Raw genomic sequence first — 17,998 nt, 5'->3', positions numbered from 1 at the left:
GCCGCAGGCGGCCGGAACATGCAGGGGCGGATGTCGCGGGCCACGCGACATCCGCCCCTCGCCGTGCCGCCGGTCGGCGGGTACCCTCGGCGTCATGCGCTCGCTCACCTACTCGATCAACGTCACGCTCGACGGCTGCGTGGACCACCGCGTCGGCCTGGTCGACGAGGAGCTGCACCGTCGGTCGGCGGACCTGCTCGCACAGGCCGACCTGCTCCTCTTCGGGCGGGTGACCTACCTCATGATGGAGGAGGCATGGCGGCAGCCAGGGCCGCCCGGCATGCCGGAGTGGACGCAGCCGTTCGCTCGCGTCATCGATGCGGCCCCGAAGGTGGTCGTCTCGGGCACGCTCGACTCGGTCGACTGGAACGCGCGGCTCGTTCGGGGCGGCCTCGAAGCCGCCGTGCGCGAACTCAAGGAGGCGCCGGGCGGCAGGATCCTCACGGGCGGCGTGATGCTGCCGACCGAACTCGCGCGGCTCGGCCTCATCGACGAGTACGAGTTCGTCGTGCACCCGCGGGTCGTCGGCCACGGGCCGTCGCTGCTCGCCGGACTCGACGAACCGCTCGACCTCGAGCTCGTGGGTCGCGAGGAGTACCGCTCGGGCGTCGTGGCCATGCGATACGTGCCGAGACGGCTGTCGGACGCCGGCACGGGTCAGGCCGACTAGACCGCGAGGATCACGGCGACTCGCTCAGACCGCGCGGAGTACTGCGACTCGCTCAGACCGCGCGGAGCACGGCGACGATCTTGCCGAGCACTTCGGCCGCGTCGCCGAGGATCGGTTCGAAGGCGCTGTTGCGGGGGAGCAGCCACGTGTGGCCGTCGCGCTGGCGGAAGACCTTGACGGTCGCCTCGCCGTCGAGCATGGCCGCGACGATCTCGCCGTTCTCGGCCGTGCGCTGCGAACGCACCACGACCCAGTCGCCGTCGCAGATGGCCGCGTCGATCATCGAGTCGCCGACGACCTTGAGCATGAAGAGCTCGCCCTTGCCGACGAGTTGGCGGGGGAGCGGGAACACCTCGTCGATCTGCTGCTCGGCCGTGATCGGCACGCCCGCGGCGATGCGGCCGACGAGTGGGACCATCGCGGCGTCGCCGACGACCGGTGCCGACTCGCCGCTCGAGGCGGTGCGCGACTCGACGCCCGGGAGCTCGATGAGCACCTCGAGGGCGCGGGGACGGTTCGGGTCGCGGCGCAGGTAGCCGGCGAGCTCGAGCTGGTTGAGCTGGTGGGTCACGCTCGACAGGGAGGAGAGGCCGACCGCGTCGCCGATCTCGCGCATGCTCGGCGGATAGCCGCGCCCGGCGACCGATCGCTGGATGACCTCGAGGATCGCGATCTGCTTCGCGCTGAGGCTCTTGCGGCGGCGGCTGCGGCCGGACTCGCGCAGGTCGTCGAGTTCGGTGCTCATCGTCGTCGCTCCTCTTCAGCTCCGCTCGTTCGGACGGTCGCCCGCAAACGGATGTCGGTGGTGTCTGTTCGACTGTCGTCGGACATTCGAAACTGTATCCGCCCCGCAGGGGTGCGGCAAACATCTGTTCGAGTGAGTCGCGAGATCCGAGGCCGAAGTTCGTCCGCACGGGATGCTTGCGTCGTTCGAAATTCGAAGGTATGTTCGGAACAGAGTTTCGCATCCGGCCCTCCCGGCCGAGGGTCGGATGCGAATCACCTCAGGAGGTGCGAGATGAGTGCAGTGCTGGTCGCCGGTTCGTACGGTTCGTACGCCGAGAGCTCCACGACGTTCGGTGGCGCGCGCGAAAGCGCCGTCGGTCGAAGCCGACTGCGGCTCACGCGCCGCGGGCGCGCGGTGTTCACCGCTCTCGCCGCGATCCCGATCGTGCTGCTCGTGGCCTCCCTGGTGCTGGGCAGCGGGGGTGCGGTGGCCGAGGTCGACGGTGCGACCGGTGCGAACCTCGCCTACCTCACCGTCGCCGACGGCGAATCCCTGTGGAGCATCGCCGAGTCGCTCGCACCGCAGGCCGACCCCCGCGACGTCATCGACGAGATCATGCGGCTCAACGGGCTCGACGACAGCGTCGTGCAGCCCGGACAGCGGCTCGCACTTCCGGCTCAGCCGTAGGCCCATCCCGCCGGGGCCACCGGCATGGTCGCCGTGCGTCACCGCGGCCCGAGGTGCCGGTCGGTGCTCGCTAGCATTGATCGGGTGACCTCCCTCGACGACCTGCCCATCCGCGACGACCTCCGCGGCCGCGCTCCGTACGGAGCACCGCAGAAGAGCGTGCCGGTCGCGCTCAACGTCAACGAGAACACGCATCCGATCCCCGAAGCGGTCGCCCACGACATCGTGGCCCGCGTCGCCGCCGCGATCCTGCAGCTGAACCGGTACCCCGACCGCGAGTTCACCGACCTCCGTCGCGCATTCGCGGGCTACCTCGGCCACAGCCTCGACGAATCGAACATCTGGGCCGCGAACGGTTCGAACGAGGTGCTCCAGCACGTGCTGCAGGCCTTCGGAGGCCCGGGTCGCACGGCACTCGGGTTCGCGCCCACCTATTCGATGTACGGCCTGCTCTCGGCCGGCACCGGCACCGAGTGGATCGGGGCGCCGCGCGATGCCGAGTTCGAGCTCACCCCCGAGACGGCCGTCGCAGCCGTTCGCGAGCACGACCCCGACATCGTGATCCTCTGCGCGCCGAACAACCCGACGGGCACCCCGCTGTCGATCGAGACGATCACGGCGGTCGCCGACGCGGCGCGCGGCATCGTCGTGGTCGACGAGGCGTACCACGAGTTCGCCGACCCCGGCACTCCGAGCGCGCTCACCTTGCTCGAAGACCGTCCACGTCTCGTCGTGTCGCGCACTATGAGCAAGGCGTTCGCCTTCGCGGGCGCGCGTGTCGGCTACCTGGCCGCAGACCCGGCCGTCGTCGACGCGCTGCGTCTCGTGCGCCTGCCGTACCACCTGTCGGCCCTCACGCAGGCGGCAGCGCTCGGCGCGCTCGCGCACTCCGACCAGATGCTCGCGATGGTCGACGAGATCCGCGGGCAGCGCGAGCGCATCGTCGCCGAGCTCGACCGCCTGGGGTTCCACGCGTACCGGAGCGGAGCGAACTTCGTGCTCTTCGGCGGCGTCGACGATCCGCACGCGGTCTTCGAGGCCTTGCTCGAACGCGGCATCCTGATCCGCGACATCGGCCTGCCCGGATGCCTCAGGGTCACCGCGGGGACCGAGACCGAGACGACCGCATTCCTCGAGGCGATCGCCGCGTTCGCGCCGGCATCCGTCGTCTGAACCGGCGCCCGAGCCCTGCTGCCTAGGATGGAATCATGACCACTTCGAACGGTTCGCGCACCGCGCGCGTGCAGCGCGAGACGAGCGAGTCGAGCATCGACCTCTCGATCGACCTCGACGGCACGGGCGTGAGCGACATCGAGACCTCGGTGCCGTTCTACGACCACCTGCTCACGGCGTTCGCGAAGCACTCGCTCACCGACCTCACGGTGCGCGCCAGCGGCGACACCCACATCGATGTGCACCACACGGTCGAAGACGTCGGCATCGTGCTCGGCCAGGCGATCCGCCAGGCGCTCGGCGACAAGCGCGGCATCTCGCGCTACGGCGACGCGCTCGTGCCGCTCGACGAAGCGCTCGTGCAGGCCGTGGTCGACATCTCCGGCCGTCCGTACCTCGTGCACACCGGCGAGCCCGCCGGGTTCGAGTACCACCTCATCGGCGGCCACTTCACGGGATCGATGGTGCGGCACGTCTTCGAGGCGATCACCTTCAATGCAGGGCTGACCGTGCACGTGACCGTGCTCGGCGGGCGCGACGCGCACCACATCGCCGAGGCCGAGTTCAAGGCGTTCGCGCGCGCGTTCCGCCAGGCCAAGGCGTACGACCCGCTCGTGAGCGGGATCCCGTCGACGAAGGGCGCCCTGTGAGCCGAACGCCGCGCGTGGTCGTGCTCGACTACGGCTCCGGCAACGTGCACTCGGCCGCGAAGGCGGTCGAGCGCGCCGGCGCCGAGGTCGAGGTCACGTCCGACCGCACGGCGGCGCTCGAGGCCGACGGCTTGCTCGTGCCGGGCGTCGGCGCGTTCAAGGCCGTCATGGACCAGCTGAAGTCGGTTCGCGGCGACGAGATCATCGACCGCAGGCTCGCAGGCGGGCGCCACGTGCTCGGCATCTGCGTCGGCATGCAGGTGCTCTTCGAGCGCGGCGTCGAGCGCGGCACCGACACCGAGGGTCTCGGCGAGTGGCCGGGGATCGTCACCGAGCTGCCGGCGCCCGTGCTGCCGCACATGGGCTGGAACACCGTCGCGCCTGACGAGGACTCGGTGCTGTTCGAGGGCATCGGCGACGAGCGCTTCTACTTCGTGCACTCGTACGCCGCGCAGCAGTGGAGCCTCGACGTCATGCCGCCGTTCCCGAAGCCGCGACTCACCTGGGCCGAGCACGGCGGGCCGTTCCTCGCCGCGGTCGAGAACGGGCCGCTGTCGGCGACCCAGTTCCACCCCGAGAAGTCGGCGGACGCCGGCATCCGACTGCTGTCGAACTGGCTGCGGTCGCTCGGCTGAACGCCGCGCGAGCGACCTGCGCGTCACACGACGTGTCACACGATCCGAGCGCACCCAGCCGTGCGGACTAGGATTCTGTGACTGTGCCGATGCCGCACTCTGAGGCATCCGATTCCGAGGACAGTGATGAGCGAGTTCAACAAGACCCCCCGCCTGGTGCTGCTGCCGGCGGTCGATGTCGCGGGCGGCAAGGCCGTGCGACTCACCCAGGGTGAAGCCGGTACCGAGACGAACTACGGCGACCCGATCGATGCGGCCGTGGACTGGGCCGATCAGGGCGCCGAGTGGATCCACCTCGTCGACCTCGACGCGGCCTTCGGGCGCGGCTCCAACGGCGGCATCCTGAAGAAGGCCATCCGACAGGTGCGCGGTCGCGTGAACGTCGAGCTGTCTGGCGGCATCCGCGACGACGAGTCGCTCGAGCACGCGCTCGAGATCGGCGCCAAGCGCATCAACCTCGGCACCGCGGCCCTCGAGAACCCCGAGTGGGCCGCCTCCGTCATCGCGCAGTACGGCGAGGCGATCGCGGTCGGACTCGACGTGCGCGGCACCACGCTCGCGGCACGCGGCTGGACGAAGGACGGCGGCGACCTCTGGCAGGTCATGGACCGCCTCGAAGAGGCCGGCGCCGCCCGGTACGTCGTGACCGACGTCACGAAGGACGGCACGCTCCAGGGCCCGAACCTCGACCTGCTGCGCCAGGTCATGGATCGCACGCACCGGCCGGTCGTGGCCTCCGGCGGCATCTCGAGCCTCGATGACATCGCCGCGCTCCGCGAACTCGTGCCGCTCGGCCTCGAGGGCGCGATCGTCGGCAAGGCGCTGTACGCGGGCGCGTTCACGCTGCCCGAGGCGCTGGATGTCGCGTCCCACTGACCCCCACGCGCACGACGCCCCAGGCGCTGGCGCTGGCCCTGGCCCTGGCCCGATGATCCCCGACCATCTGGCGGCCGGAGGTCGCGCGGACTCGGCGGGCACGCCGTGGGCCGGCCGGTCGTTCGAGCAGAATGCGCACGCGCAGGACGACGGCAGCGCGCCGCCGCACCTCGTCGCCGCACTGGCGCGGTTCCGGGCGGGCGACGGGGGCAAGGTCGACGTCGTGCAGGCGTTCGCGACCTCGCGGCTGCTGATCCCGCTGCTCGCCGAACTCGGCGACGGCGGCACCGAGATCGGCGAGCACGGGCACGCGATCGAGAAGAGCCAGGAGCTCTCGATCGTCACCGTGCAGGGGCCCGACGGCCGTGCCGTGCTGCCCGTGTTCAGCTCGGTCGACGCGATGCGGCGCTGGAATCCGATCGCACGCCCGGTTCCGGCCGACGGCGTGCGCGTCGCACTCGCGGCGGCCGACGACGGCACCGACCGGGTCGTGCTGGATCCCGGGTCCGAGACCGAGTTCGGGCTGCGGCGGGCCGCCGTGTGGTCGGTCGCGCAGAGCCACGACTGGCGCCCGGCCTCCGAGTCCGAGCCGATCCGCGAGGCATTCGCACGGTCGATCTCGAGCGAGCTCGCGGTGCTCGGGGTCGAACTCGTCGACGGCGACCCCGACGCGCGCCTCGTCGGACCCGAGCTCGTGGTCGAGCTCGAGCTCGTCGCCGGGTTGGAGCGGGGAGACCTCGACGCGGTGCTCGCACGCCTGGCGCAGCGCTGGGCGGCCGACGACGTCATCGCGATGGGCGCGGACTCGCTCAAGGTCCGCCTGCGCGCGGCATCCTGAACCGACGGCCCTGACCAGCGGCCCGACCATCGGCGCCGACCGTCGGCCGGACCGTCGACCAGACCGGCGCGCATGCAACGTCGTGCTCGGCGCGGCGGGACCCGGGCCGGTTGCCGCACGCCGCTCGCGGGTGGAGAATCGCGCTGAGGGGAGCGACGATGCCCGGACCCGCCGACGAGTTCCACCGGCCGCTCGACGCCGCCGCGCGGCTCGCACGCGACTGGCTCGACGCGCTGCCCGACCGGCCGATCGCGCCGACCACCGGCATCGACGACGTGAAGGACGCGCTCGGGCGCGAACTCGCCGACGACGGCATCGACGCGACCGAGGTCGTCGAGGCGCTGAGCGCGGCCGTCGAACCGGGCCTCATCGCGATGCAGTCGCCGCGGTTCTTCGGCTGGGTGATCGGGGGCACCGCGCCCGCGCCCCTCGCCGCCGACTGGCTCGTCACGGCATGGGACCAGAACGCCGCGCTCCGGGAGGTGACGCCGGGTGTCAACGCGGCCGAGGAGCTCGCGGCCGAGTGGACGTGCGACCTGCTCGGCCTGCCCGACGGCACGGTCGCCGGCTTCACGACCGGGGCGACGACCGCGAACCTCGTCGCGCTGGCGGCGGCCCGTCACGCCGTGCTGGGGCGGGTCGGGTGGGACGACGCGGTCGACGGCATCCAGGGCGCGCCGCGCATCCGCGTGTTCGCGGGCGACGAGCATCATCCGTCGGTGGATGTCGCGCTCCGCTGGCTCGGTCTCGGCAGGCCGATCGACGTCGCGAGCGACGACCAGGGGCGCATGCGGCCCGGCGAGCTCGGGGCGGCACTCGCGGCGTCGCTCGCGGAGGGCCCTGGCGCCGGCGGCCCCGCGATCGTGTGCCTGCAGGCGGGCAACATCCACTCCGGGGCATCCGACCCGTTCGAGGAGTGCATCGCGATCGCGCACGAGGCCGGCGCGTGGGTGCACGTCGACGGCGCCTTCGGACTGTGGGCGGCGGCGAGCGGGCGGCTGCGCCACCTCGTGGCGGGGGCGGAGCTGGCCGACTCCTGGGCGACCGACGCGCACAAGACGCTCAACGTGCCCTACGACGCCGGCATCGTCGCGGTCGCCGATCCGGCACCGCTCGTGGCCGCGATGACGATGCACGCCGCCTACCTGCCGGCCGCCGCGACCGGCATCGACGCGGCCGACCGGGTGCTCGAGCTCTCGCGTCGGGCGCGCGGGGTGCCCACCTACGCGGCGCTGCGCACGCTGGGGCGCTCGGGCGTCGCCGCTCTCGTCGACGGGCTCGCCGTCTCGGCGCTCGCGCTCGCCGACGGACTGCGCCGCATGGACGGCGTCGAGGTGCTGAACGACGTCGTGTTCACGCAGGTCTGCGCCGGGTTCGAGGGCCGCGACGTGGCGGCGATCGCACGCGCCCTCGACGACGACGGCGTCGCGCTCGCGCATCCCTCGACCTGGCGGGGCCGCGACGTGCTGCGGTTCTCGGTCAGCAATCGGGCGACGGATGCCGCAGCCGTCGCCTCGGCACTCGACGCCGTCCGTCGGGTGCTGGCGCGCTGATCCCGACCGCAGCACCGTGCGGATCTCGCCGTCGCGGGCCCGACTGTCGGTCGTGGGCGGCAGGATGGAGGGGTGGACGCGCTCGAGGTCTTCTCCGATGCCACGCGAACGTGGTTCGCGGAGTCCTTCCGCGCGCCGACCGCCGTGCAGTCGGCCGCGTGGCAGGCGATCGGGCGCGGCGCGCACGCGCTCGTCGTCGCGCCGACCGGCTCGGGCAAGACGCTCTCGGCGTTCCTGTCGGCCATCGACCGGTTGCATAGCGAGTCGCCGACGGCAGAGCCGGGGCAGCGACCGTCGGGGGAGCGTTCGCCGGAGCCACGTCCGCCGGGGACTCGCGTGCTCTACCTGTCGCCGCTGAAGGCGCTCGGCGTCGACGTGGAGCGCAACCTTCGAGCGCCGCTGACGGGCATCGCGCGCGTGTCCGAGCGGCTCGGCGTCGAGCCGCCGCACGTGAGCGTCGGCGTCAGGTCGGGCGACACCCCGGCGAACGAGCGCCGGGCGATGCTGCGCACGCCCCCCGACATCCTCATCACGACGCCCGAGTCGTTGTTCCTCATGCTCACCTCGCAGGCGCGCGAGACGCTGCGCACGGTCGAGACGGTGATCGTCGACGAGATCCACGCGGTCGCCGCGACCAAGCGCGGTGCGCATCTCGCGCTCTCGCTCGAGCGCCTCGACGCGCTGCTGCCGAAGCCCGCGCAACGCATCGGGCTCTCGGCGACCGTGCGACCCGTCGAAGAGGTCGCACGGTTCCTGTGCGCGAGTGCGCCGGTCGAGATCGTCGCGCCGCCGAGCGAGAAGCAGTTCGACCTTCGCGTCGTCGTCCCGGTCGAAGACATGGCGCAGCTGCCCGCGAGCGACGACGCGACGGGTTCGATCTGGCCGCACGTCGAGGAGGCGATCCTCGAGAAGGTGCTCGCGCATCGTTCGTCGATCGTGTTCGCGAACTCCCGGCGCCTCGCCGAACGGCTGACGGCGCGGCTCAACGAGCTCGCACTCGAGGCCTCCGAGCGCGAGGCGCTCCTGGTGGCGGCCGTCACGAGCGGCCCGCCCGCCGCGGTCATGGCGCAGTCGGGGCAGACGGCCGGCGCACCGCCGCTGCTCGCTCGGGCGCACCACGGCTCGGTCAGCAAGGAGCAGCGCGCCGAGATCGAGGACGACCTGAAGAGCGGGCGGCTGCGATGCGTCGTCGCCACGTCGAGCCTCGAGCTCGGCATCGACATGGGCGCGGTCGACCTCGTCGTGCAGGTCGAGTCGCCGCCGTCGGTCTCGAGCGGGCTCCAGCGGCTCGGCCGAGCGGGCCACCAGGTCGGCGAGGTCTCGCGCGGCGTCATCTTCCCGAAGCAGCGCGCCGATCTCGTGCACGCGGCGGTTACGAGCGAGCGCATGCTCGCCGGGGCGATCGAGACCATGCGCGTGCCGTCGAATCCGCTCGACATCCTGGCCCAGCAGACGATCGCCGCCGCGGCGCTCGACGAACTCGACGTCGATGCCTGGTTCGATGCCGTGCGACGTGCGGCCCCGTTCGGGTCGTTGCCCCGCTCGGCGTACGAGGCGACGCTCGACCTGCTCGCGGGCCGCTACCCGTCCGACCGGTTCGGCGAGCTCCGTCCTCGCCTCGTCTGGGATCGCGAGGCGAACACGCTCGTCGGCAGGCCGGGGGCGCAACGGCTCGCGGTCACGAGCGGCGGCACCATTCCCGACCGCGGCATGTTCGGCGTCTTCCTCGTGGGCGAGGAGTCCGGCGGTCGCCGCGTCGGCGAGCTCGACGAGGAGATGGTCTACGAGTCGCGCGTCGGCGACGTGTTCGCCCTGGGGGCCACGAGCTGGCGCATCCAGGAGATCACGTTCGACCGCGTCAACGTGGTGCCCGCGTTCGGGCAGCCGGGCCGGGTGCCGTTCTGGAAGGGCGACGGCCTCGGCCGACCGGCAGAGCTCGGCCGCGCGCTCGGCGCCTTCATGCGCGAGATCGCGGCGGCCGACGAGTCCGCCGCGCGCGACCGGGTGGCCGCGGCCGGGCTCGACGACTTCGCGGCACGAAATCTCGTGACCTTCCTCGCCGATCAGGCGAAGGCGACCGGCCATGTTCCCTCCGATCGCACGCTCGTGGTCGAGCGCACGCGTGACGAACTCGGCGACTGGCGGGTCATCCTGCACTCGCCCTTCGGCATGCCCGTGCACGCGCCATGGGCGCTCGCGATCGCGGCGCGCGTGCGTGAACGGCACGGCGTCGACGGGGCCGCGGTCGCCGCCGACGACGGCATCATCGTGCGCATCCCCGACACGGGCATCGATCCGCCCGGAGCCGACCTGTTCGTGTTCGAGCCCGACGAGCTCGAGCAGCTCGTCACCGAGGAGGTCGGTGGTTCGGCTCTCTTCGCGAGCCGGTTCCGCGAGTGCGCGGCACGTGCGCTGCTGCTGCCCAACTACAAGCCGGGCCGGCGCTCGCCGCTGTGGCAGCAGCGTCAGCGTTCGGCGCAGCTGCTCGAGGTCGCGAGCGCATTCCCGACGTTCCCGATCATCCTCGAGACCGTCCGCGAGGTGCTCCAGGACGTCTACGACGTGCCGGCGCTGGTCGAGCTGGCCAGGGATGTCGCGGCGCGCCGGGTGCGCCTGGTCGAGACGACGACCGACTCGCCGAGTCCCTTCGCGAGCTCGCTGCTGTTCGGCTACGTCGGCGCGTTCATGTACGAGGGCGACTCGCCGCTCGCCGAGCGACGGGCTGCGGCGCTCGCGATCGACACGGCGCTGCTCGGCGAGCTCCTCGGTCGGGTCGAGCTGCGAGAGCTCCTCGATCCGGGCGTCATCGCGACGACCGAGCGCGAGCTGCAGCGCCTGGCCGAAGACCGCCGAGTGCGCGGCACGGAGGGCGTCGCCGACGCGCTGCGGTGGCTCGGGCCGCTGACGACGGCCGAGCTCGCCGAGCGCGTGCAGGCCGAGACCGATCCGGCCGCCGCGGTCGAGGAGCTCGTTGCGGCACGGCGGGCCGTGCGCCTGACGTTCGCCGGTCGCGAGCACGTCGCGGCCATCGAAGACGTCGGGCGCCTCCGCGACGCGCTGGGCGTGCCAGTGCCGCCCGGTGTGGCGGTCGCGTTCGCCGAGCACGTCGGTGATCCGCTGGGCGACCTGGTGAGCCGCTTCGCACGAACCCATGGGCCGTTCGCCGCCGAGGAGGTCGCCGAACGGTTCGGCATCGGCGTCGCGGTGGCCAAGGGCGCGCTGCGGCGGCTGGCCGACGAGCGTCGGGTCGTCGAGGGGGAGTTCCGCCCGAACGGCACGTCGACCGAGTGGTGCGACGCCGAGGTGCTCCGCAAGATCCGGCGGCGGTCGCTCGCCGCGCTCCGTCACGAGGTCGAGCCCGTGCCCCAGCCGGTGCTCGCGCGATTCCTGCCCGAGTGGCAGCACATCGGCCGCCCGCTGAAGGGCATCGACGGCGTGCTGTCGGTCGTCGAGCAGCTCGAGGGTGTGCGCCTCCCGGCATCCGCATGGGAGTCGCTCGTGCTGCCTTCGCGCGTGTCCGACTACAGTCCGGCGATGCTCGACGAGCTCATGGCCACCGGCGAGGTCGTGTGGGCCGGGTCCGGCTCGCTCGCGGGCGACGACGGGTGGGTGACGCTGCACCTCGCGGAGTCCGCGCCGCTGACGCTCGATCCGCCGGTCGGCGTCGAGACCACGGCCCTGCAGCGCGAGGTGCTCGTCGCACTGGGGTCGGGCGGCGCGTACTTCTTCCGGCAGCTCTCCGACGCGGTCGGTCGGTTCGGCACGCTCGACGGTCCCGCCAACGACGAGGAGTTCGTCGAAGCCCTCTGGGGCCTCGTCTGGGCAGGACTCGTGACGAACGACACCTTCGCCCCCGTCCGCTCGCTCATCTCCGGCGGCCGCAGCGCGCACCGCACGACGCGGCCGGCGCCGCGTTCGCGCATGATGCGCGGCCGGTCGATGCCGCGCGCGTCGTCGGCCGTGATGCGATCGGGTCCGCCGTCGGTCGCCGGCCGGTGGTCGATCCTGCCCGTGCCCGACTCCGATGCCACCCGTCGCGCGCACGCGCTCGCCGAGACCATGCTCGACCGGCACGGACTCGTGACCCGCGGCACGGTCGTCGCCGAGGGCGTGCTCGGCGGGTTCGCCCTGCTCTACCGAACGCTCAGCGGCTTCGAGGAGTCCGGCCGAGCACGCCGCGGCTACTTCGTCGAGGGTCTCGGCGCCGCCCAGTTCGCGGGGCCTGGCGCCGTCGACCGACTGCGCGGATTCGCCGACCGCGACGAGCGCCCGAACGCGGCGCGCACCGTGCACGTGCTCGCGGCGACCGATCCGGCGAACGCCTACGGTGCGGCCCTGCCGTGGCCCGATCCGCCGGGCGAGAGCTCGCATCGCGCCGCGCGCAAGGCCGGCGCACTCGTCGTGGTCGCCGACGGCGAGCTCGTGGCCTACGTCGAACGGGGTGGCAAGACGATGCTCGCCTACGTCGACGACGAGGCCGTGCTGCGGCAGGCCGCCGATGCCATCGCCGCGCTCGTGCGAACCGGACGCGTGCGTCGGCTGGCCGTCGAATCCGTCAACGGCGCGTTCGTGCTCGGCACGTCGTTCGGCGACGCCCTGAGGGCCGCCGGCTTCGGCGAGACGCCGAAGGGACTCCGGCTCGATGCCAGAGGGTGACACGGTCTTCCGGGCTGCCGCCCGACTGCACGCGGCGCTCGCCGGATCCGAGCTCGTGCGCACCGACTTCCGCGTGCCGCGGTTCGCCGCGGCCGACCTCTCGGGTGAACGCGTCGAGGAGGTCGTCTCCCGCGGCAAGCATCTGCTCATCCGAACGCCGGCGTGGAGCATCCACTCGCACCTGAAGATGGAGGGCGAGTGGCGCGTGGTGCGGCCGGGGGAGCGTTGGCCCAAACCCGCGCATCTCGCCCGCGTCGTGCTCGAGACGCCAGACGCCACGGCGATCGGCTTCGAACTCGGACTCCTCGAGGTGCTCGCGCGCGCCGACGAGGCTGCGACCCTCGAGTACCTCGGTCCGGACCTGCTCGGCCCCGACTGGGATGCCGACGAGGCCGTGCGCCGACTGGCGGCCCGCCCCGACGTGCCGATCGCGGTCGCGCTGCTCGACCAGCGGAACCTCGCCGGCCTCGGCAACGTGTACGCCAATGAGCTGTGCTTCCTCCGCGGTCTCCGACCGCAGCGCGCGGTGATGGCCGTGCCCGACCTGCCGGCGGTCGTCGCCCTCGGCCGTCGACTCATCGTCGCGAACCGCGATCGGTCGGCGCGAGTGACGACCGGCGTCGATCGCCGCGGGCAGCGATTGTGGGTCTACGGGCGCGCCGGGGAGTCGTGCCGTCGCTGCGGCACCCGCATCGAGCGCGGCCAGCTGGGCCGCACCGAGCTCGAGGAGCGCGTGACGTACTGGTGTCCCAGCTGCCAGACCTGAGCGCGAACGACGACGGGGCCGCCGCGAACCGCGGCGACCCCGATCGGGTTCATGGTGTGCGGGTCAGTTGACCGGCCCGGTCCACTTCTCGCCCGGACCCTGGCCGATGGCATCGGGGATGACGGAGGCCTCGCGGAACGCGAGCTGCAGCGAACGCAGGCCGTCGCGCAGCGAGCGCGCGTGCATGTCGCTGATCTCGGGCGCACCGGCGGTGATCAGGCCCGCGAGGGCGTTGATGAGCTTGCGGGCCTCGTCGAGGTCGATCTGCGACTCGGGGTCGTCGGCGAGGCCGACCTTGACGGCGGCGGCACTCATGAGGTGCACGGCCGCGGTGGTGATGATCTCGACCGCGGGAACCTCGGCGATGTCGCGCGTCGCGTCGTCGACCGGGTCTGAATTCTTGCTCACGGATAACCTCTGCTAGACTCGTTCGGTCCGGAGCAATGCTCCGGCTTGCTGGGGCTTGTCCCCAGTACGGCTGGGCTTGTCCCAGTACGGCTGGGCTTGTCCCAGTACGAAAGTGGAGATTCTCCCACCCGCGCTTACCGCTTCATCAAGGTTACCGGGTTGAATGCCCTCCGCTTCATCGCCCGCGACGGGCATGGAGTAGACGCCGCAAGGCACAGGGGGCCGCAGTGCAGATCGGTGTGATTCCGTTCAGCGTGCGTGGATCTTCGCTCTCGAAACGGTGGGCGACATCCGGTCTCCCATCGAGTGAAGAAGCTTGAGTAGAGGAGTACCCGCATCAGCGATCCCCGTACAAACGACCGTATCCGCGTTCCCGAGGTCCGCCTCGTCGGTCCCGCAGGAGAGCAGGTCGGCGTCGTGAAGATCGAGGTGGCCCTGCGGCTCGCGCAGGAAGCCGATCTCGACCTCGTCGAGGTCGCTCCGAACTCCAAGCCCCCGGTCGCCAAGATCATGGACTACGGCAAGTTCAAGTACGAGGCTGCGCAGAAGGCGAAAGAGGCCCGGCGCAACCAGGCGAACACGATCCTCAAAGAGGTCCGGTTCCGTCTCAAGATCGACAAGCACGACTACGAGACCAAGATGAAGCGCGCGATCGGCTTCCTGAAGGCCGGCGACAAGGTCAAGGCCATGATCCTGTTCCGAGGCCGCGAGCAGTCGCGCCCCGAGATGGGCGTCCGACTCCTGCAGCGCTTCGCCGAAGACGTCGTCGAGTTCGGCACGGTCGAGCACAACCCCACGATCGACGGCCGCAACATGGTCATGGTGATCGCCCCTCTCAAGAACAAGTCCGAGGCCAAGGCCGAGGCGAATGCACAGCGTGCTGCGGCGAAGTCGCGCCCGTCGGCGGATGCCGACGGCGAGGCCGAGACGCAGACGGCCGACGCCGCAGAGGCGTAGGCCAGACACCCACGTCCGCCACGAGTTGGCGGCAGAACCAAGGAGACACACGAGATGCCGAAGCAGAAGACCCACTCCGGGTCCAAGAAGCGCTTCAAGATCACCGGTACCGGCAAGATCAAGAAGCAGCAGGCCGGAATGCGCCACAACCTCGAGGTCAAGGCCTCGAAGCGCAAGGCCCGTCTGAACCAGGACAAGGTCGTGTCGGCCCCCGACGCCAAGGTCATCAAGAAGCTTCTCGGCCACTGAGCCGCGACCCGTTTAAGGAAGAAACAGAGCAATGGCAAGAGTGAAGAGGGCGGTCAACGCCCACAAGAAGCGTCGCGTCATCCTCGAGCGCGCTGCGGGTTACCGCGGCCAGCGTTCGCGTCTGTACCGCAAGGCCAAGGAGCAGGTCACCCACTCCCTCGTCTACTCGTACAACGACCGCCGCAAGAAGAAGGGCGACTTCCGTCGTCTCTGGATCCAGCGGATCAACGCGGCTTCGCGTGCGAACGGCCTCACGTACAACCGCCTCATCCAGGGCCTCGGCCTTGCGGGCATCGAGGTCGACCGCCGCATCCTCGCCGAGCTCGCCGTGAACGAGCCCGCGACGTTCGCCGCGCTCGTCGAGTCGGCCAAGAAGGCCCTCCCGGCCGACACCTCGGCCCCGAAGACCGCCGCGTAAGCAGCAGCTTCGACCACGTCGAACGGCCCGGCACCTCCTGCATGAACGCAGGGCGGTGCCGGGCCGTTCCGCGTCTCCGGCATGCGTCGAGCCCTAGAATCGACTCATGCTCGAGAACCCCCGCTCTCCCCGTGTCCGCTCGGTCGCGAAGCTCGCCTCGAAGTCGTCGCGAGCCGAGAGCGGGCTGTTCCTGCTCGAGGGTCCGCAGGCCGTGTCCGAGGCGCTGGCCTTCCGCCCCGAGCTCGTAATGGAGCTGTTCGCGACCCCGACGGCGCTCGAGCGGCACCCCGAAGTCGCCGCGGCGGCGTCCGAGGCCGACCTCGACATCGAGTACGTCACCGAAGAGGTGCTCGACGCGATGGCCGACACGGTCACGCCGCAGGGGTTCGTCGCGGTGTGCCGCCAGTTCCCGACCGCGGTGAAAGACGTGTTCGCCGCGTCCCCGAAGCTCATCGCGATCCTCGAAGAGGTGCGCGATCCCGGCAACGCCGGCACGATCGTCAGGGCTGCGGATGCCGCGGGCGCCGACGCGGTCGTGTTCACGGGTCGCGCGGTCGACCTGTACAACCCGAAGGTCGTGCGCAGCTCGACGGGCTCCATCTTCCACGTCCCGGTCGCGGTCGGCGCCGACCTCGCCGACGTGCTCGTGCGTGCCAGGGCCGCGGGCCTGACGGTGCTCGCCGCCGACGTGAAGGGCGACGATCTACTGGCCGCGCGCACCGACGGGGTGCTCGCGAAGCCGACGGCGTGGCTGTTCGGCAATGAGGCGCGGGGACTGCTCGACGAGCAGCTCGAGCTCGCCGACCGGGTCGTCACGGTGCCCATCTACGGACATGCCGAGTCGATGAACCTCGCGACCGCGGCATCCGTCTGCCTGTACGAGAGCGCCTTCGCCCAGCGCAGTGCGTGAGGCGGGCGCGGGTTACGAAAAGGTAACCAACCGCGCCGCTTCCTGAATTCGGCGCCCTCGGCGCCCTAGTTTGGGGGGTATGGACCCGACCCAGCCAGCGCCGCCGACGTCGAACATCTCGGTCCGTCGAGGTGAGCCGTTGGTGGTGATCGAGCACGTCGACAAGCACTACGGCGAACTGCACGTGCTGAACGACATCAACACCGTCGTCAATCGCGGCGAGGTCGTGGTGGTCATCGGGCCGAGCGGCTCGGGCAAGTCGACGCTCTGCCGTGCGATCAACCGGCTCGAGACGATCGACTCCGGTTCGATCTCGATCGACGGCGAGCGACTGCCCGAAGAAGGCGCCGCGCTCGCGAAGCTGCGCGCCGACGTCGGCATGGTCTTCCAGTCGTTCAACCTGTTCGCCCACAAGACCGTGCTCGAGAACGTCACGCTCGCACCCATCAAGGTCAAGCGGATGTCGCGCAAGGCCGCCGAGTCCGAGGCGATGGTGCTGCTCGAACGCGTCGGCGTCGCGAACCAGGCGAAGAAGCTGCCCGCGCAGCTCTCGGGTGGGCAGCAGCAGCGCGTGGCCATCGCCAGGTCGCTCGCGATGAACCCCAAGCTGATCCTCATGGACGAGCCCACGAGCGCGCTCGACCCCGAGATGATCAACGAGGTGCTCGACGTCATGGTCGGCCTCGCGAAGGACGGCATGACGATGATCGTCGTGACGCACGAGATGGGCTTCGCTCGCAAGGCCGCCGACCGGGTGCTGTTCATGGCCGACGGCCGCATCGTCGAGGAGTCGACCCCTGCGGTGTTCTTCGATCACCCGACTTCCGATCGGGCGAAGGACTTCCTGTCGAAGATCCTCGACCACTAGACCTCGGCTGCCACGAGCGGCTCGAGCACACCACCCACGAGAAGAGGCATGGACATGAAACGCATGAGGATCGCACTCGTCGCCGCAGCTGCCGCAGCGACACTCGCCCTGGCGGGCTGCACCGGCGGCGACGCCCCCGTCGAGAGCGCCGAGCCGGCGCCGACGTTCGAGGCCGGCACCACGATGGCCCGCCTCCAGGAGGCCGGCAAGGTCACGATCGGCACGAAGTTCGACCAGCCGCTGTTCGGCCTCGTCGGCCCGTCGGGCGACCCCGAGGGCTTCGACGTCGAGATCGCGAAGATCATCGCCGACGAGCTCGGCATCCCCGAAGACGGCATCACGTGGACCGAGACCGTGTCGGCCAACCGCGAGCCGTTCATCGAGAGCGGCCAGGTCGACTTCGTCGTCGCCACGTACACGATCAACGACAAGCGCAAGGAGGTCATCTCCTTCGCGGGCCCGTACTACCTGGCCGGTCAGTCGATCCTCGTGCTCGCCGACAACGACGACATCAAGAGCGAAGACGACCTCGTCGGCGAGAAGGTCTGCTCGGTGACGGGTTCGACGCCTGCGGCGAACCTGGCCGAGCTCGGCGCCGTGCCGGTGCTCACCGACACGTACACGAACTGCCTCGAGCCGCTTCGCGCCGGCGAGGTCGTGGCCGTGTCGACCGACAACGTGATCCTCGCGGGTCTCGCCGCGCAGAACGAGGGCGAGTTCAAGGTCGTGGGGGAGCCGTTCACCGAGGAGCCCTACGGCATCGGCCTGAAGCTCGACGACACCGACTTCCGCATGTTCATCAACGACGTGCTCGAGAAGGCGTACGAGGACGGTCGTTACGAAGAGGCGTGGAACAAGACGGCCGGCACCGTGCTGCCGTTCGTCGACCCGCCCGCGGTCGACCGCTACTGAGCCCGTCCGCCGCCCGGGTGCACGCGCGCCCGGGCGGCGGCTGCG

Annotated in this window: 18 protein-coding genes; 16 read left to right on the top strand and 2 right to left on the bottom strand. The window is 71.1% G+C overall.

Features of this window, described 5'->3' with window-relative positions; translation table 11 throughout:
• Positions 1–94 precede the first annotated feature (94 nt).
• Positions 95–670 carry a dihydrofolate reductase family protein gene (locus ATC03_RS12625; RefSeq protein ID WP_067877606.1) on the top strand — a complete coding sequence of 192 codons (576 nt, stop codon included), beginning with the start codon at positions 95–97 and terminating at the stop codon, positions 668–670.
• 52 nt (positions 671–722) lie between these two features.
• Here the strand turns inward: ATC03_RS12625 and lexA are convergent, their stop codons facing one another.
• Positions 723–1,415 (bottom strand): transcriptional repressor LexA, encoded by a 693-nt coding sequence (gene lexA, locus ATC03_RS12620; protein ID WP_067877603.1) that lies wholly within the window; start codon positions 1,413–1,415, stop codon positions 723–725.
• Between the two features lie 273 nt (positions 1,416–1,688).
• Between lexA and ATC03_RS12615 the strand changes: the two genes are divergently transcribed.
• From ATC03_RS12615 to ATC03_RS12575, 9 genes are all read left to right on the top strand, one after another.
• Positions 1,689–2,084, top strand: coding sequence for a LysM peptidoglycan-binding domain-containing protein (locus tag ATC03_RS12615; protein WP_084003473.1), 396 nt, complete (start codon positions 1,689–1,691; stop codon positions 2,082–2,084).
• Positions 2,085–2,168: 84 nt separating this feature from the next.
• On the top strand, positions 2,169–3,257 hold the full coding sequence (locus tag ATC03_RS12610; protein WP_067877599.1) for a histidinol-phosphate transaminase: 1,089 nt from the start codon (positions 2,169–2,171) through the stop codon (positions 3,255–3,257).
• A gap of 35 nt (positions 3,258–3,292) precedes the next feature.
• A complete protein-coding gene (gene hisB, locus ATC03_RS12605; RefSeq protein ID WP_067877596.1) occupies positions 3,293–3,907 on the top strand; it encodes an imidazoleglycerol-phosphate dehydratase HisB in 615 nt (204 codons plus the stop codon).
• Complete coding sequence (gene hisH, locus ATC03_RS12600) at positions 3,904–4,542, top strand: imidazole glycerol phosphate synthase subunit HisH (protein ID WP_067877593.1); 639 nt, start codon at positions 3,904–3,906, stop codon at positions 4,540–4,542. The genes hisB and hisH overlap by 4 nt, the downstream gene beginning before the upstream one ends.
• 126 nt (positions 4,543–4,668) lie before the next feature.
• Positions 4,669–5,418, top strand: coding sequence for a bifunctional 1-(5-phosphoribosyl)-5-((5-phosphoribosylamino)methylideneamino)imidazole-4-carboxamide isomerase/phosphoribosylanthranilate isomerase PriA (gene priA / locus ATC03_RS12595; protein WP_067877590.1), 750 nt, complete (start codon positions 4,669–4,671; stop codon positions 5,416–5,418).
• Positions 5,419–5,470: 52 nt separating this feature from the next.
• Complete coding sequence (locus ATC03_RS12590) at positions 5,471–6,256, top strand: SseB family protein (protein WP_067877587.1); 786 nt, start codon at positions 5,471–5,473, stop codon at positions 6,254–6,256.
• 158 nt (positions 6,257–6,414) lie between these two features.
• A complete protein-coding gene (locus tag ATC03_RS12585) occupies positions 6,415–7,809 on the top strand; it encodes a pyridoxal phosphate-dependent decarboxylase family protein (protein ID WP_067877583.1) in 1,395 nt (464 codons plus the stop codon).
• Between the two features lie 72 nt (positions 7,810–7,881).
• On the top strand, positions 7,882–12,465 hold the full coding sequence (locus ATC03_RS12580) for an ATP-dependent helicase (RefSeq protein ID WP_067877580.1): 4,584 nt from the start codon (positions 7,882–7,884) through the stop codon (positions 12,463–12,465).
• Positions 12,452–13,231, top strand: coding sequence for a DNA-formamidopyrimidine glycosylase family protein (locus tag ATC03_RS12575; protein ID WP_067877577.1), 780 nt, complete (start codon positions 12,452–12,454; stop codon positions 13,229–13,231). The genes ATC03_RS12580 and ATC03_RS12575 overlap by 14 nt, the downstream gene beginning before the upstream one ends.
• Positions 13,232–13,294: 63 nt before the next feature.
• Here ATC03_RS12575 and ATC03_RS12570 read toward each other — a convergent pair whose 3' ends face one another.
• Positions 13,295–13,639 (bottom strand): DUF1844 domain-containing protein, encoded by a 345-nt coding sequence (locus tag ATC03_RS12570; RefSeq protein ID WP_067877575.1) that lies wholly within the window; start codon positions 13,637–13,639, stop codon positions 13,295–13,297.
• Between the two features lie 336 nt (positions 13,640–13,975).
• Here ATC03_RS12570 and infC point away from each other — a divergent pair, with 336 nt between their 5' ends.
• The 6 genes from infC (at position 13,976) to ATC03_RS12540 (ending at position 17,953) form a co-directional block, all read left to right on the top strand.
• Entirely contained in the window at positions 13,976–14,596 is a 621-nt protein-coding gene (gene infC / locus ATC03_RS12565; protein WP_074401039.1) for a translation initiation factor IF-3, read from the top strand.
• 54 nt (positions 14,597–14,650) lie between these two features.
• Entirely contained in the window at positions 14,651–14,845 is a 195-nt protein-coding gene (rpmI, locus tag ATC03_RS12560) for a 50S ribosomal protein L35 (protein ID WP_067877571.1), read from the top strand.
• Between the two features lie 31 nt (positions 14,846–14,876).
• Positions 14,877–15,263, top strand: a complete 387-nt coding sequence (gene rplT / locus ATC03_RS12555; protein ID WP_067877568.1) for a 50S ribosomal protein L20 — start codon at positions 14,877–14,879, stop codon at positions 15,261–15,263.
• Between the two features lie 106 nt (positions 15,264–15,369).
• The gene (locus ATC03_RS12550) at positions 15,370–16,173 is read left to right on the top strand and encodes a TrmH family RNA methyltransferase (protein WP_067877563.1); all 804 of its coding nucleotides are present in this window, start codon (positions 15,370–15,372) and stop codon (positions 16,171–16,173) included.
• A 79-nt stretch (positions 16,174–16,252) separates the two neighbouring features.
• Positions 16,253–17,041 carry an amino acid ABC transporter ATP-binding protein gene (locus ATC03_RS12545; protein WP_067877560.1) on the top strand — a complete coding sequence of 263 codons (789 nt, stop codon included), beginning with the start codon at positions 16,253–16,255 and terminating at the stop codon, positions 17,039–17,041.
• 54 nt (positions 17,042–17,095) lie between these two features.
• Entirely contained in the window at positions 17,096–17,953 is an 858-nt protein-coding gene (locus tag ATC03_RS12540; protein WP_067882108.1) for a glutamate ABC transporter substrate-binding protein, read from the top strand.
• Positions 17,954–17,998 lie beyond the last annotated feature (45 nt).

Origin of the sequence: Agromyces aureus, from assembly GCF_001660485.1 — a bacterium.
Lineage (GTDB): Bacteria > Actinomycetota > Actinomycetes > Actinomycetales > Microbacteriaceae > Agromyces > Agromyces aureus.
Note: the sequence above shows the minus strand (reverse complement) of the source record. Positions and strands in the feature narration are given on the sequence as shown.

Excerpts from the sequence above, each read along its gene's own strand:
- ATC03_RS12625 (WP_067877606.1), top strand. The coding sequence starts at position 95 with ATGCGCTCGCTCACCTACTCGATCAACGTCACGCTCGACGGCTGCGTG.
- lexA (WP_067877603.1), bottom strand. The coding sequence starts at position 1,415 with ATGAGCACCGAACTCGACGACCTGCGCGAGTCCGGCCGCAGCCGCCGC.
- ATC03_RS12615 (WP_084003473.1), top strand. The coding sequence starts at position 1,689 with ATGAGTGCAGTGCTGGTCGCCGGTTCGTACGGTTCGTACGCCGAGAGC.
- hisB (WP_067877596.1), top strand. The coding sequence starts at position 3,293 with ATGACCACTTCGAACGGTTCGCGCACCGCGCGCGTGCAGCGCGAGACG.
- priA (WP_067877590.1), top strand. The coding sequence starts at position 4,669 with ATGAGCGAGTTCAACAAGACCCCCCGCCTGGTGCTGCTGCCGGCGGTC.
- ATC03_RS12590 (WP_067877587.1), top strand. The coding sequence starts at position 5,471 with ATGATCCCCGACCATCTGGCGGCCGGAGGTCGCGCGGACTCGGCGGGC.
- ATC03_RS12585 (WP_067877583.1), top strand. The coding sequence starts at position 6,415 with ATGCCCGGACCCGCCGACGAGTTCCACCGGCCGCTCGACGCCGCCGCG.
- ATC03_RS12575 (WP_067877577.1), top strand. The coding sequence starts at position 12,452 with ATGCCAGAGGGTGACACGGTCTTCCGGGCTGCCGCCCGACTGCACGCG.
- rpmI (WP_067877571.1), top strand. The coding sequence starts at position 14,651 with ATGCCGAAGCAGAAGACCCACTCCGGGTCCAAGAAGCGCTTCAAGATC.
- rplT (WP_067877568.1), top strand. The coding sequence starts at position 14,877 with ATGGCAAGAGTGAAGAGGGCGGTCAACGCCCACAAGAAGCGTCGCGTC.
- ATC03_RS12550 (WP_067877563.1), top strand. The coding sequence starts at position 15,370 with ATGCTCGAGAACCCCCGCTCTCCCCGTGTCCGCTCGGTCGCGAAGCTC.
- ATC03_RS12545 (WP_067877560.1), top strand. The coding sequence starts at position 16,253 with ATGGACCCGACCCAGCCAGCGCCGCCGACGTCGAACATCTCGGTCCGT.
- ATC03_RS12540 (WP_067882108.1), top strand. The coding sequence starts at position 17,096 with ATGAAACGCATGAGGATCGCACTCGTCGCCGCAGCTGCCGCAGCGACA.